The sequence below is a fragment of the Pantoea sp. X-Soil-ISGK-259 genome (assembly GCF_059730705.1).
On sequence record NZ_AP035986.1, the window covers coordinates 764305 to 778370 of the forward strand.

Genomic DNA, 14066 nt, shown 5'->3' on the forward strand with positions numbered 1-14066 from the left:
AAAAAACAGGCCGCTATAAATAACAGAAGCAGTCAGGGTTGGCAATTCTTCATGAACACACCTTGACAAGCCTGTGAGGAACAGCGTATTCAGCCCTTAGCTCAGAACATTCTTAACACATAAAATTGCAAAAGATATTACAAGGTTACGTTGATCGGCGATTTAAGAAACATTCCCTCCGCCGATAAGTCTGCCTGATATGCTAAAATCTCTACGCCTTCCTGTTGCGCCTGAGCCAGTTGTTCTGCATACACCGCATCAATGTGGCGTGCCGGGGAAACGTCCTCAATCCCCGAGTGCAAAACGGCAAACAACAAAACGGCCCGATGACCCTCTGCTGCAACTGTCGCCAGTTCACGCAGGTGCTTCTGTCCTCGAATCGTCACCGCATCCGGAAAATAACCTTTTCCTTCATGGAGAAGGGTTACGGATTTCACCTCAATATAGCAGTTGCGCCGGGCATCTGCCTTGAGCAGGAAATCAATTCTGCTTTTTTCACTGCCATATTTCACTTCCGCCTGACGCTGGGAATACCCGGCCAGCGCGGGCAGCCTGTTTTGATCCAGCGCTTCAGCCACCAGCTGGTTAGCGCGCAGGGTATTCACGCAGATCCAGTGGCCCTGCTGCGTTTCGGTCAGCTCCCAGCTATGAGGGTATTTGCGGGTCAGGCTGTCGGACGTGGAATACCAGACCCGATCACCCGGCGTAGCACAGCCCGTCATGGCGCCGGTGTTGGCGCAGTGGATCGTCAGAACCTCACCGTCCGGCGTCATAACATCGGCAAGGAAACGTTTGTAACGGGCAATCAGGCGTGCAGGTTTAAGAGGAGGAGAGAAGTGCATGCGGATCCTGAGACGTTAATGGCCAGCTGGCCAGCGTGCGATAGCGGGTGCGGCCCCGGGAATATTCAGAGGCAAACAGGGAAAACGTGGAGACGTGAAAACGCCAGTGAAAGCCGCGTGGCGGTAACGCAACCGGCTGAGTGGCATGGCGTAACAGCGTGATATGCGGATGAAACGGCTGCGGACTCTGGTAACAGCCATGTCGGGCGGCCTGCGCACGGAGCAGGCTGGCGAGCTGCAGCAGACCCCGTGGTGCGCGCTGGCAACCCAGCCAGACCACGCCCGGACGTGGCCAGTGTCCGGCATCATCCAGGTCGAGATCAAAACCGGGCTGGATAATGCGGGAAGCCAGCGTTTGCAGTTGCTGTGAGGTTTGCGGCGCGACCTCACCCAGAAATGCCAGCGTCAGATGCAGATTCCCTGCGACCACTGGCTGGCCCGCCTCGGCAGGAAAGTTGTCTGCCCGCCAGTGCACCAGCTGCTGCTGCATCTCGTCAGGCAGGCTGATGGCAAAAAATAAGCGTTGTGTCGCCATGGCGCTCTCCGGCAAATATCACGTGCTACAATGCGCGCCATCTTAGCACAGGCAGAAGCGGAGTTTGCTGTGAGCGATTTACCGGTCAGCGTGGTGCTGCCTGACATCCTGGCGGCGCTGCGTGACGCCTCTCAAATCCTGCTGGCCGCGCCCACCGGCGCGGGAAAATCGACCTGGCTGCCCTTGCAGTTACTACAGCATGCAGCCTTGCCGGGACGAATCATTATGCTGGAGCCACGCCGGCTGGCGGCGCGTAATGTCGCGCAGCGGCTGGCGGAGCAGCTCGGTGAGCAGCCGGGAGCCACGGTGGGGTTCAGGATGCGTGGCGAAAGCTGCGTCGGGCCACAGACCCGGCTTGAAGTGGTGACCGAAGGCATGCTCACGCGCATGCTTCAGCACGATCCGATGCTGGAGGGCGTGTCGCTGGTGATCCTTGATGAGTTTCACGAGCGCAGCCTGCAGGCCGATCTGGCGCTGGCGCTGCTGCTCGATGTGCAGCAGGGGCTGCGCGACGACCTTAAAATCATGCTGATGTCCGCCACGCTGGATAATGCCCGACTGGCGGCGCTGCTGCCGGATGCGCCATTGATTGTCTCAGAAGGGCGCAGCTATCCGGTTGAGCGTCGTTATGCGTCGCTGAATCAGAACGTGCGTTTTGAAGAGGCGGTCGCGCGTGAAGTCGCCCAGCTGCTGCGCGATGAAGCCGGATCACTTCTGCTGTTTCTGCCGGGCGTGGCGGAAATTGAACGGGTGAAACGCGAACTGGAATCACGCATCAGCGACGACGTGGACCTGACACCGCTCTATGGGGCACTGCCGCTGGCGGCGCAGCGCCGGGCGATTCTTCCCGCTGCTGCCGGACGCCGCAAAGTGGTGCTTGCCACCAATATCGCTGAGACCAGCCTGACCATTGAGGGGATCCGGCTGGTGGTCGACAGCGCGCTTGAGCGCAGGGCTCTGTTTGACGCCCGCAGCGGCGTGACGCGGCTGCAGACCCAGCGAATCAGCCAGGCATCCATGATCCAGCGTGCAGGTCGCGCCGGGCGACTGATGCCGGGACTCTGTCTGCATCTGTTACCGCAGGAGCAGGCATCCCGTGCGGCGGCGCAGAGCGAACCGGAAATTGTGAACAGCGATCTCTCGTCGCTGTGGCTGGATCTGCTGCAGTGGGGCTGTACCGAGCCGCACCAGTTACAGTGGCTGGATCAGCCGCCCGCCAGAAATCTGGATGCCGCAAAACAGCAGCTGACTCGCCTGGGTGCGCTGGACAGCAACGGCCTGCTCAACACGCTTGGACGGCGCATGGCGCAGCTGGGCTGCGATCCCCGACTGGCTGCTATGCTCTGTGCCGCAGGCGATGAACCGGATGCGGTTGCCAGCGCCGCGCTGCTGGTGGCGATTCTGGAAGATCCTCCGCGTAGCGGCAGTGCCGATCTGCGGGATGCCCTGCATCGGCCACAGTCTCCATGGCAGCGACGCGCGCAGCAGTGGCAGCAACGACTCAAAATTCGTGGCGGACGGGTCGATGAAGATCGTTTCGCTGGCTTGCTGGCGGCAGGTTTTGGCGATCGGCTGGCGCGGCGACGTGACCAGAGTGGCCGTTATCAACTGGCCAACGGCCTGGGTGCCAGACTGGATGAGCAGGATGGCCTGACACGCAATGAATGGCTGATTGCGCCTGCTCTGTTACAGGGCAGTACCACGCCGGATGCCCGGATGTTGCTGACGCTACCGGTCGACATTGAGACGTTGTGCCAGCAGCAGCCCGCATTGATTGAGCGCCGTACTGAAGTGGAGTGGGACGAAGAGAAAGGCACACTGCGCGCGTTCAGACGCGAGCAGATTGGCGCGCTGATACTGAAGACCCAGCCGATGGCGCGCCCGGACCCGGCGGTGCTGCACGCAGCCATGTTGCGCTGGATTGCCGAAAAAGGTCTGTCGGTGCTGGGCTGGACGCCGGATGCCGAACAGCTGCGCCTGCGCATCCAGTGTGCGGCGCAGTGGTTGCCGGAAGAGAGCTGGCCCGCCACAGACGATGAGAGCCTGCTTAAGAGCCTGCCACAGTGGCTATTGCCGCAGATGTCAGCAGTGCGCGATCTCCGCAGCCTGCAGGCGGTGAACCTGACGACGGCACTCTTACATTTACTCACATGGTCGCAACGTCAGCGGCTGGATACTGTGCTGCCAACTCATTACACTGTGCCGACCGGAAGCCGGCTGCCGATCCGCTATGATGCGGACAAGCCGCCCGCGCTGGCGGTCAGGATTCAGGAGATGTTTGGTGAGGCGACGAATCCTGCCGTGGCGGAAGGACGTATTCCGCTGGTGCTGGAGCTGTTATCGCCCGCCCAGCGCCCATTGCAGATCACCCGCGATTTGGCGGCGTTCTGGCGCGGTGCCTGGCCTGAAGTCAGGAAAGAGATGAAGGGGCGTTATCCTAAACATCCCTGGCCAGAGGATCCGGCCAATGCCTTGCCAACAAGGCGAACCAAAAAAATGTCCCCGCAGGGTTGAGTCCGCTGGATCGAATTCAGAGGGTTCTGCCATGCGGCACGCGAGAAAGCAGTTAGAGTAGCGGCGCTGCCGTAAGCACTGCCTGGAGAAAAAAAGTCATGTCTGGGAACGATCGCGAACCAATAGGGCGCAAAGGTAAACCGTTGCCGCCGCGCAGCAGTGCGGGCCGGGGACGACGCAGGGATATCGAACAGGATATCGATCAGGACGATTTTAATGATGACGAGGAGGAAGCGCCGGTGCCACGTAAAGGTAAAGGTGGAAAACCGCCGCGCGGCAAACGCCGTTGGCTGGGATGGTTAATTAAACTGTTCCTGGTGTTTGTGGTGGTCATGGTCGCATGGGGCATCTACCTCGACTCAGAAATTCGCAGCCGTATTGACGGTAAAGTGTGGCAACTGCCCGCGACCGTCTATGGTCGCATGGTCAGCCTGGAACCGGGTATGGCCTACAACAAAAGTGAAATGGTGGCGCTGCTGGAAGGAACCCAGTATCGCGAAGTCTCCCGAATTACCCGCCCTGGCGAGTTTTCGGTGAAGGGCAACACCATCGATCTGCTGCGTCGCCCGTTTGATTTCCCCGACAGTAAAGAGGGACAGATCCACGCGCGCATGAGCTTCACGAAAGATGAGCTGAGCGAGATTAAAAACCTCGAAACCGGCCGTGATTTTGGCTTTTTCCGCCTCGATCCACGCCTGATCACCATGCTGCAGTCGCCGAATGGTGAACAGCGTCTCTTTGTGCCACGCGCCGGTTTCCCGGATCTGCTGGTCGATACGCTGATCGCTACCGAAGATCGCCATTTCTATGAGCACGATGGCATCAGCCCGTACTCCATTGGTCGCGCCTTCCTGGCGAACATCACGGCCGGGAAAGCGGTGCAGGGCGGCAGTACGCTGACCCAGCAGCTGGTGAAGAACCTGTTCCTCACCAACGAGCGTTCACTGTGGCGTAAAGCGCGTGAAGCCTATATGGCGGTGATCATGGATGCGCGCTACAGCAAAGATCGCATTCTGGAACTCTATCTGAACGAGGTCTATCTCGGTCAGGCAGGGAGTGATCAGATCCGCGGCTTCCCGCTGGCGAGCCTTTACTACTTTGGCCGCCCGGTGGATGAGCTCAGTCTGGATCAGCAGGCGATGCTGGTTGGCATGGTGAAAGGTGCGTCGCTCTATAACCCGTGGCGTAACCCGAAACTGGCGCTGGAACGACGCAACCTGGTGCTGCGCCTGTTGCAGCAGCAGAAAGTGATCGACCAGGAGCTGTATGACATGCTGTCGGCGCGTCCGCTGGGCGTGCAGCCGAAAGGGGGCGTGATCACGCCGCAGCCTGCCTTTATGCAGATGGTGCGTAACGAGCTTCAGGCGAAACTGGGTGATAAGATTAAAGATCTCTCCGGCGTGAAAATCTTCACTACGCTGGATCCGGTGTCACAGGATGCAGCCGAAAAAGCCGTTATTGATGGTATTCCGACGCTGAAAAAACAGCGTGGCCTGAAAGATCTGGAAACCGCGATGGTGGTGGTTGACCGCTTTAGCGGTGAAGTCCGCGCCATGGTCGGCGGTGCCGATCCGCAGTACGCCGGTTACAACCGTGCGTTACAGGCGCGCCGCTCTATTGGTTCACTGGCGAAACCCGCCACCTACCTCACCGCGCTGAGCCAGCCAAACAGCTACCGGCTGAACAGCTGGATCGCCGATGAGCCGATTGCGCTGAAGCAGCCAAACGGCAGCGTCTGGAAACCGATGAACGACGATCGTCGCTTCAGCGGAAAAGTGATGCTGGTGGATGCGCTGACCAACTCCATGAACGTGCCGACGGTTAACCTCGGTATGACGCTGGGGCTGGATGCGGTGGTGGATACCTGGAGCAAGCTGGGTGTGCCGAAAGATCAGCTGCATCCGGTTCCGGCGATGCTGCTGGGTGCCATGAACCTGACGCCGGTTGAAGTGGCGCAGGCGTTCCAGTCAATCGCCAGCGGCGGTAACCGCGCATCGCTCTCTGCAGTACGTTCGGTGATTGCGGAAGATGGTAGCGTGCTCTATCAGAGCTATCCGCAGGCAGAACGGGTTGAACCCGCGCAGGCGGCCTATCTGACGCTCTACACCATGCAGCAGGTTGCTGACCACGGTACCGCCCGTGCACTGGGTGCGCGCTTCCCGAATGCGCATCTGGCCGGTAAAACCGGTACCACCAACGACCTGGTCGACAGCTGGTTTGCCGGTATTGATGGCAAAGAAGTCGCGATCACCTGGGTGGGGCGCGATAACAACCAGCCGACCAAACTCTATGGTGCCAGTGGCGCGATGCAGCTTTATCGTCGTTACCTCGACATTCAGGCACCGATGCCGTTGCAGCTGACGCCACCGGAGGATGTGTCGATGATGAATGTCGATTCAGCCGGTAACTTTGTCTGTGGCACGGGCAGCAGCACCTGGCGTTCTCTGCCGGTGTGGGCGCTGGATCCGAATGCGCTGTGTCAGCAACAGCAGCAGCAGGTTCAGCAGCAGCAACAGCTGTTTGATCAACAGCAGCAACAGCAGCAGCCGCAACAACAACCGGCCCAGCAACCGCAGGAGCAGAAAGACAGCGACGGCGTAGCAGGCTGGATCAAAGATATGTTTGGCAAATAAATCAGTCAGACAGGTTTAAAAGGGCGCTTCGGCGCCCTTTTTTTGTTGCTGATTAATACGCATCAATCGCCCTCCAAACGGCGTCACGACTGGGATTTCTTCTTGCAGTGTCCGCTGAAGTTCGCATATTATCTAATCCGTTATAATAATCATTATCGTTTCGATTCGCCCTTAAGGGCCTATTTTCTGAGACACATTTATGAATGCGCGAACGACTTTTGCAGCCGACACCAAAAAAACATTTTCCCGACCGCTTCTGGGCATCATGATCTCTCTCAGTCTGAGCACCTCACTTTACGCCGCACAGGCGGAGACGATGGTGGTTTCAGCGGATGGCGGCAGCGGCGCCGAGGCGGAAAGCGCCTGGGGCCCGGCACCCACTGTGGCAGCCAAACGCAGCGCCACCGGTACGAAAACCGATACGCCGATTGAAAAAAATCCGCAGTCTGTCTCCGTGGTCACCCGCGAAGAGATGGAAATGCGCAATGTCACCAGCGTGAAAGGGGCATTTAACTATACGCCTGGCGTACTGACCGGTAACCGTGGCAGCTCAGATGTGATTGATGCGTTGTCGATTCGCGGCTTCAGCGAAACTAATACCAATCAGTATATGGATGGCCTGAAACTGCAGGGGGATAACTACTCTGAGTTTGCCATCGATCCTTATTTTCTGGAGCGCGCCGAACTGCTGCGCGGTCCGGTGTCGGTACTCTACGGCAAAAGCAATCCTGGCGGTGTGGTCTCGCTGGTGAGCAAGCGTCCGACCCAGGAAACTCTGCGTGAAGTGCAGTTCCAGATGGGCAACGATAATCTCTTTTCGACCGGCTTTGATTTTGGTGGGGCACTGGATGATGACGGCGTCTACAGCTATCGCCTGACCGGCCAGGCGCGCAGTCAGGATGCGCAGCAGGCGATGAACAAAGAGAAGCGCTACACCATCGCGCCCGCATTTAGCTGGCGTCCCGACGATCGCACCCGCGTTGACCTGCTGACCTATTTCCAGAACGAACCCGAAACCGGCTATTACGGCTGGCTACCGCGTCAGGGCACGGTCGTCCCCATCACGCGTGCCGATGGCAGCCAGTATAAACTGCCGACCAACTTCGATGAAGGCGAGCAGAGCAACAAGATTTCACGCACCACCAAAATGATCGGCTATAACGCCGAGCATAGCTTCAATGACACCTGGACGCTGCGCCAGAACCTGCGTTACGCCGACCTGCGCACCGATTACCGTAGTATTTATGGTAACGGTTTCCTGCCGGAGACGCAGCAGATCACGCGAGGTTCGGCCGTTTCAGAAGAGAAGCTCAATCAGTTTGCGGTGGATAACCAGGCGCAGGCGAAGTTTGCCACGGGTCAGGTTGATCATACGCTGTTGCTGGGCGTGGACTTCCAGCGGACCCGCAATGATATCGACGCACAGTTTGGCTCGGCATCGAACCTGAATGCGGTAAATCCGCAATATGGCGATAATAGCGTCACGCCATTTGCCAATCCCTATCAGCACCTCAACAAGCAGCGTCAAACCGGCCTCTATGCACAGGATCAAATGGAATGGAACCGCTGGGTGCTGACACTGGGCGGCCGCTACGACTATGCCATGACTTCGGTTTACGATCGGGTGACGGACACCGTTGATCGCCAGAACGATCAGGCCTTTACCTGGCGTGGTGGTCTGAACTACGTGTTTGATAACGGCATCGCGCCTTATTTCAGCTACAGCGAAGCCTTTATTCCAAATGCCGGATCGACCTTTGATGGCCAGGCATTCGATCCGTCGCGCGCTAAACAGTATGAAGCGGGCGTGAAGTACGTACCTAAAGATCGTCCGGTTGTGCTCACCGCAGCCGTTTTTCAACTGACTAAAACCAAAAACCTGACGGCCGATCCTGATACGTTCAATCATCCGTTTGCCAGCGTGCAGAGCGGTGAAATCCGGTCGCGCGGCGTAGAGCTGGAAGCGAAAGCGGCGCTGAATGCCAACGTTAACCTGACGGCGTCCTACACCTATACCGATGCGGAATATACCGAAGATACGCAGCTGAAAGGCCGAACGCCGGTGAGCGTCCCTAAAAATATGGCCTCACTCTGGAGTGACTACACCTTCCACGAGACAGCCCTGTCGGGTGTGACAGTGGGCGCGGGTGTGCGTTATGTCGGCGAGAGCCAGGGTCTCTACAGCACCGGCACCGAGCAGAACCAGAACTTTAAGGTTGCCGGTTACACCACGGTAGATGCGGCGCTTAAATATGACCTCGGTCGTTTCGGTCTGCCGGGCTCAACGGTGGGCGTTAACGTCAACAATCTGTTCAACCGCGAGTATGTCGCCAGCTGCTACCGGGAATACGCCTGCTACTGGGGCGCGGAGCGTAAGATTGTCGGCACCGCGACCTTCAGATTCTGATTTAACCGGGCGCTTCGGCGCCCGTTCGTTCACAGGGATAACCATGCCGCATCCGCACGCAGAAGAGGCGACTTTTACGCTGGCAAACGCCAGTTTTGAAGTGCCCGGCCGAACTCTCCTTCAGCCCCTCTCGCTGACCTTTCCACCTGGCAAAATGACCGCGCTGATTGGTCATAACGGTTCCGGTAAGTCGACGCTGTTGAAAATGCTGGGCCGTCATCACGTGGCCAGCGGCGGAGAGGTGCTGCTGAATCAGCAGCCGGTCGGGCGCTGGAACAGCAAAGCGTTTGCCCGCGAGGTGGCCTATCTGCCGCAGCAGTTACCGGCAGCCGAAGGGATGACGGTGCGTGAACTGGTGGCGATTGGTCGCTATCCCTGGCACGGCGCGCTGGGCCGTTTCGGGCAGGACGATCGGGACAGGGTAGAAGATGCGATTGCCCAGGTCGGGCTAAAGCCCTTTGCCGGGCGACTGGTGGACAGTCTGTCGGGCGGTGAGCGTCAGCGCGCCTGGCTGGCGATGATGGTGGCGCAGAACAGTCGCTGTCTGCTGCTGGATGAACCGACGTCGGCGCTGGATATCGCTCATCAGGTTGAGGTGCTGGCGCTGATAAAAGATCTGAGCCAGCAGCGCGGCTTAACCGTGATTGCGGTGCTGCACGATATCAATATGGCAGCCCGCTACTGCGATCATCTGGTGGCACTGCGTCAGGGCGCGATGATTGCCGAAGGTAACGCGCAGGCGATTATGCAGCCTGAGGTGCTCGGCGCGATCTATGGCATCCCGATGGGCATTTTACCGCATCCGCAGGGCGGCGCGCCGGTCAGTTTTGTTTGTTAAGGAAAGGATGATGCCCGATCTTTATCGCCGCCGACTGTTGCTGGCACTCGCGGCCTCGCCACTGTTTTGTGCACTTCCCCTGCGTGCTGCCACGCCCAATCCGGGCCGGATTATTGCACTGGAGTGGCTTCCCACCGAACTGTTGATCGCTCTGGGCGTTACGCCCTGGGGCGTGGCTGATCTGCACAACTACAATATCTGGGTCGGTGAACCACCGCTGCCTGCGGACGTGATCGATGTGGGTCTGCGCACCGAACCTAATCTTGAGCTGATGGCACAAATGCAGCCGTCGCTGATCCTCTGTTCAAATGGCTATGGCCCGCCTGAAGAGAAACTTACACGCATCGCACCGATCATGGGCTTTGACCTTCACAGCGGCGACGGGAAACCCTTCACCGCCGCGCGGGCATCGCTGCGTAAGCTGGCGGCGAGACTTGGATTACGCGATCGCGCTGAGCAACATCTGCGCGAGGTCGATGCGCAACTGGCACAGGCGCGTCAGCGGCTGGCGCCCTATGCCGGACGCACGATTCTGCTGATGTCGCTGCTCGACAGCCGTCACGCCATCACCTTTGGTAAAAACAGTCTGTTCCTGGAAGTAATGACGCTGCTGGGCCTGAAAAATGGCTGGCAGGGCGAAACAAATTTCTGGGGTAGCGCGGTAATCGGCATCGAGCAGCTGGCGCAGGCTGGAAATGTGGATGTCATCTGTTTTGATCATGACAATGACGCAGAGATGCAGCAGTTGATGCGCAGCCCGTTGTGGCAGGCCATGCCGTTTGTTCGCACCGGACGCTTTCAGCGCGTCCCTGCAGTCTGGTATTACGGTGCTACGCTTTCGGCGCTGCACTTTGTTCGCGTGCTGGAACGCGCGCTGGAGACGCACTGATGCGCCATGCTCTGTTTCCCGCAGGTCTCCTCAGCCTGCTGTTTCTGCTCTCACTCAGCCTGACGCTGGTTAATCTGCACCATGCGCTGCCGCAGCATGAGTGGTGGCAGGCATTCTGGTCACCGACGGTCGATAGCCTGCCGCAGATGGTGTTTCACTACAGCCTGCTGCCGCGCACGGCGCTGGCGCTGCTGGTGGGCGCCGGGCTGGGGCTTGCCGGTCTGCTGTTTCAGCAGATATTGCGGAACCCGCTGGCCGAACCCACCACGCTGGGTGTCTCTTCCGGCGCACAGCTGGGCATTACCGTGGCGACGCTGTGGCATCTGCCGGGCGGCGCGCTGACACAGCAGTTTGCCGCGCTTGGCGGAGCGTTGCTGGTGGCCGCGCTGGTGTTTGGTGTGGCCTGGGGCAAACGTCTGTCGCCGGTGACGCTGATTCTGGCCGGGCTGGTGCTGAGCTTCTACAGCGGTGCGGTAAATCAAATCTTCGCTATCTTCAATCACGATCAGCTGCAGAACATGTTTCTGTGGAGCACCGGCGCGCTGAATCAGATGAGCTGGGAAAATGTGCAGCAGCTCTGGCCGCGCCTGCTGCTGGCGTTTCTGCTGGCGCTGGCGCTGCTGCGTCCGCTGACACTGATGGGGCTGGATGATGGTGTAGCAAAAAATCTGGGGCTGGCGCTCTCGGTGGCGCGTATCGGTGGCCTCGGGCTGGCAATCCTGCTTAGTGCACAGCTGGTGAATGTCGCCGGTATCATCGGTTTTATCGGACTGTTTGCGCCGCTGCTGGCGAAGCTGCTGGGTGGTCGACGGCTCCTCAGCCGGATGCTGCTGGCACCGCTTACCGGCGCGCTGCTACTGTGGCTGGCCGACAGTTGCGTGTTATGGCTTAGCGCACACTGGCGCGATATCCCGACCGGAACGGCCACGGCACTGCTCGGTGTACCCATTTTGTTGTGGCTGCTGCCGCGACTGCGTACGGGTTCAGTGCCGCCCGCCCTGAATCAGGGCGACAACGTACCCGCCGAGCGACAAAACCTGTTGCGCTGGACGCTGACGGGTCTCGCGGTGCTTGCCCTGCTGGTGTGGGGTGCGCTGGCGTTTGGGCGTGATGCGCTGGGCTGGGTCGGGTCATCGGGCGAGATGCTGCACTCTTTGCTTCCGTGGCGTGCACCGCGCGTGCTGGCTGCGCTGGTGACCGGCCTGATGCTGGGCGTGGCGGGGAGCCTGATCCAGCGGCTGACCGGTAATCCTATGGCCAGCCCGGAAGTGCTGGGCATCAGTTCAGGTGCCGCCTGTGGCGTCGTCGTCATGATGTTCTTAGTGCCGGGCGATGCGATGGCATGGCTGCTGCCCGCCGGTGCGATGGGGGCCGCGCTGACGCTGCTGGTGATCATGGCGGTAGCCAGTCGTGGCGGCTTCTCACCTGAGAGAATGCTGCTGGCGGGTATGGCGCTTAACAGCGCCTTTGTCACCCTGCTGATGCTGCTGCTGGCAAGTGGCGATCCCCGCATGGGCGGGCTGCTGAGCTGGATCTCCGGCTCAACCTATAACATCAGCGGCAGTCAGGCGATCCAGAGCGCACTCTGTGCGCTGCTGCTGGTCTCGCTGGCACCACTGGCGAGCCGCTGGCTGACGCTGCTGCCGCTGGGAAGTGCTACCGCACGCTCGGCCGGCATGGCATTAACGCCCGCGCGGCTGAGTCTGCTGCTGCTGGCAGCCGCGCTGACCGCCAGTGCAACGCTGACTATTGGTCCGCTGAGTTTTGTTGGATTAATGGCGCCGCACATGGCGCGCATGTTGGGATTCCGGCGTGCCTTGCCGCAACTGCTGCTGTCGGGATTACTGGGGGCGGGACTGATGGTGCTGGCTGACTGGTGCGGGCGGATGCTGGCATTCCCGGATCAAATTCCTGCCGGGCTGATGGCGACATTTTTAGGTGCACCTTACTTTATCTGGTTGCTGCGTCGTTCAGGTTAAAAAAAAGACCAGCGCAAGCCGGTCTTCATCTTTAACGTTACCGAAATTACAGCTTCGCGAAACAACGACGCGCGGCATCAACCGTGCGCTGAATATCCTCTTCGCTGTGCGCCAGTGACATGAAGCCCGCTTCATAAGCTGATGGCGCAAAGTAAACGCCTTCCTCCAGCATCAGATGGAAGAAGGTTTTAAAGCGTTCCACATCGCAGCGGGTCACATCGGCGTAACAGGTCACGCTGTCAGCATCAGTGAAGAACAGGCCAAACATCCCGCCAACATGGTTAATCACCAGCGGAATATTTTGCTGTTGTGCGGCTTCGCGCAGACCCTCTGCCAGCTTGCGGGTCAGGGTATCGAGCTTCTCGTGCGTGCCCGGCTGCGCGATCTGCGTCAGGCAGGCAAAACCGGCAGCCATCGCGATCGGGTTACCGGAGAGCGTTCCTGCCTGATAAACCGGGCCGGTCGGCGCCAGTGCAGCCATCACGTCGCGACGGCCACCGAATGCACCGACTGGCATCCCGCCACCGATAATTTTTCCGAGGCAGGTCAGGTCAGGACGCACATTGTAGTGAGCCTGCGCGCCACCCAGCGCCACACGGAAGCCGGTCATCACTTCATCGATAATCAGCAGTGCGCCGAACTCATCGCAGAGCGCGCGCAGGCCCGGCAGGAATTCTGGCTGCGGCGGGATGCAGTTCATATTACCGGCAACCGGCTCAACGATGATGGCAGCGATGGCATCAGGATATTGCTCGAAGGCGCTGCGCACGGAGTCGAGATCGTTGAAAGTGCAGGTCAGGGTATGTTTAGCGAAATCTGCTGGTACGCCCGGCGAGTTTGGCTGACCCAGCGTCAGGGCACCGGAACCGGCTTTCACCAGCAAATGATCGGCATGGCCGTGATAGCAGCCTTCAAACTTAATAATTTTATCGCGGCCGGTAAAGCCTCGAGCCAGACGGATTGCGCTCATGGTCGCTTCGGTACCGGAGTTAACCATCCGCACCATCTCCATGCTCGGCACCAGCTCACACACCAGCTGCGCCATGGTCACTTCCATTTCGGTCGGTGCGCCAAAGCTCAGGCCGCGCTGGGCTGCTTCGATCACCGCATTACGGATCGCCGCGTTGTTATGGCCCAGCACCATCGGTCCCCATGAGCCGACATAGTCGATATAGGCTTTGCCATCAGCGTCATACAGATACGCACCATCAGCATGTTCAATAAACAGTGGAACGCCACCCACACCGGTAAATGCGCGTACTGGCGAGTTTACCCCACCCGGAATCAGGCGTTGTGCCTCGGCAAACAGTTGTTCGGACTTACTCATTTTCGGCTCCAGCGTTTCAGAAAAATATTGCGCCATTCTACGGAAGAGCAGCAGCAGACGAAAGGTGGATTCACCCACAGCGTCCTGAACGGAGGGGAAAGC

At 59.2% G+C, this 14066-nt stretch carries 9 protein-coding genes; 6 read left to right on the plus strand and 3 right to left on the minus strand.

Going from position 1 to position 14066, the window contains the following annotated elements:
• Positions 1–137: 137 nt before the first annotated feature.
• Together sfsA and thpR are read right to left on the minus strand one after the other, a co-directional pair.
• Positions 138–842: a DNA/RNA nuclease SfsA gene (gene sfsA, locus AC6I77_RS03405; protein WP_008925616.1), complete on the minus strand. Its 705-nt coding sequence runs from the start codon at positions 840–842 to the stop codon at positions 138–140.
• The gene (thpR, locus tag AC6I77_RS03410) at positions 820–1377 is read right to left on the minus strand and encodes an RNA 2',3'-cyclic phosphodiesterase (protein WP_497816719.1); all 558 of its coding nucleotides are present in this window, start codon (positions 1375–1377) and stop codon (positions 820–822) included. Before thpR ends, sfsA begins: the two co-directional genes overlap by 23 nt.
• A 30-nt stretch (positions 1378–1407) precedes the next feature.
• Here thpR and hrpB point away from each other — a divergent pair, with 30 nt between their 5' ends.
• The 6 genes from hrpB to fhuB all read left to right on the plus strand — a co-directional run bounded on the left by hrpB (position 1408) and on the right by fhuB (position 12637).
• Positions 1408–3891: an ATP-dependent helicase HrpB gene (gene hrpB / locus AC6I77_RS03415; RefSeq protein ID WP_497816720.1), complete on the plus strand. Its 2484-nt coding sequence runs from the start codon at positions 1408–1410 to the stop codon at positions 3889–3891.
• A 98-nt stretch (positions 3892–3989) separates the two neighbouring features.
• Positions 3990–6524, plus strand: a complete 2535-nt coding sequence (mrcB, locus tag AC6I77_RS03420; protein WP_078804730.1) for a bifunctional glycosyl transferase/transpeptidase — start codon at positions 3990–3992, stop codon at positions 6522–6524.
• Between the two features lie 199 nt (positions 6525–6723).
• On the plus strand, positions 6724–8931 hold the full coding sequence (gene fhuA, locus AC6I77_RS03425; RefSeq protein ID WP_110411640.1) for a ferrichrome porin FhuA: 2208 nt from the start codon (positions 6724–6726) through the stop codon (positions 8929–8931).
• Between the two features lie 43 nt (positions 8932–8974).
• Positions 8975–9769 carry a Fe3+-hydroxamate ABC transporter ATP-binding protein FhuC gene (fhuC, locus tag AC6I77_RS03430; protein ID WP_039658726.1) on the plus strand — a complete coding sequence of 265 codons (795 nt, stop codon included), beginning with the start codon at positions 8975–8977 and terminating at the stop codon, positions 9767–9769.
• A gap of 10 nt (positions 9770–9779) precedes the next feature.
• Positions 9780–10658, plus strand: coding sequence for a Fe(3+)-hydroxamate ABC transporter substrate-binding protein FhuD (gene fhuD, locus AC6I77_RS03435; RefSeq protein ID WP_008925622.1), 879 nt, complete (start codon positions 9780–9782; stop codon positions 10656–10658).
• Positions 10658–12637 (plus strand): Fe(3+)-hydroxamate ABC transporter permease FhuB, encoded by a 1980-nt coding sequence (gene fhuB / locus AC6I77_RS03440; protein WP_140033799.1) that lies wholly within the window; start codon positions 10658–10660, stop codon positions 12635–12637. Before fhuD ends, fhuB begins: the two co-directional genes overlap by 1 nt.
• Before the next feature lie 46 nt (positions 12638–12683).
• Here fhuB and hemL read toward each other — a convergent pair whose 3' ends face one another.
• Positions 12684–13964 (minus strand): glutamate-1-semialdehyde 2,1-aminomutase, encoded by a 1281-nt coding sequence (hemL, locus tag AC6I77_RS03445; protein ID WP_008925624.1) that lies wholly within the window; start codon positions 13962–13964, stop codon positions 12684–12686.
• Positions 13965–14066: the final 102 nt, after the last annotated feature.

Excerpts from the sequence above, each read along its gene's own strand:
- fhuA (WP_110411640.1), top strand. The coding sequence starts at position 6,724 with ATGAATGCGCGAACGACTTTTGCAGCCGACACCAAAAAAACATTTTCC.
- hemL (WP_008925624.1), bottom strand. The coding sequence starts at position 13,964 with ATGAGTAAGTCCGAACAACTGTTTGCCGAGGCACAACGCCTGATTCCG.
- thpR (WP_497816719.1), bottom strand. The coding sequence starts at position 1,377 with ATGGCGACACAACGCTTATTTTTTGCCATCAGCCTGCCTGACGAGATG.
- hrpB (WP_497816720.1), top strand. The coding sequence starts at position 1,408 with ATGCGCGCCATCTTAGCACAGGCAGAAGCGGAGTTTGCTGTGAGCGAT.
- fhuC (WP_039658726.1), top strand. The coding sequence starts at position 8,975 with ATGCCGCATCCGCACGCAGAAGAGGCGACTTTTACGCTGGCAAACGCC.
- fhuB (WP_140033799.1), top strand. The coding sequence starts at position 10,658 with ATGCGCCATGCTCTGTTTCCCGCAGGTCTCCTCAGCCTGCTGTTTCTG.
- sfsA (WP_008925616.1), bottom strand. The coding sequence starts at position 842 with ATGCACTTCTCTCCTCCTCTTAAACCTGCACGCCTGATTGCCCGTTAC.
- mrcB (WP_078804730.1), top strand. The coding sequence starts at position 3,990 with ATGTCTGGGAACGATCGCGAACCAATAGGGCGCAAAGGTAAACCGTTG.
- fhuD (WP_008925622.1), top strand. The coding sequence starts at position 9,780 with ATGCCCGATCTTTATCGCCGCCGACTGTTGCTGGCACTCGCGGCCTCG.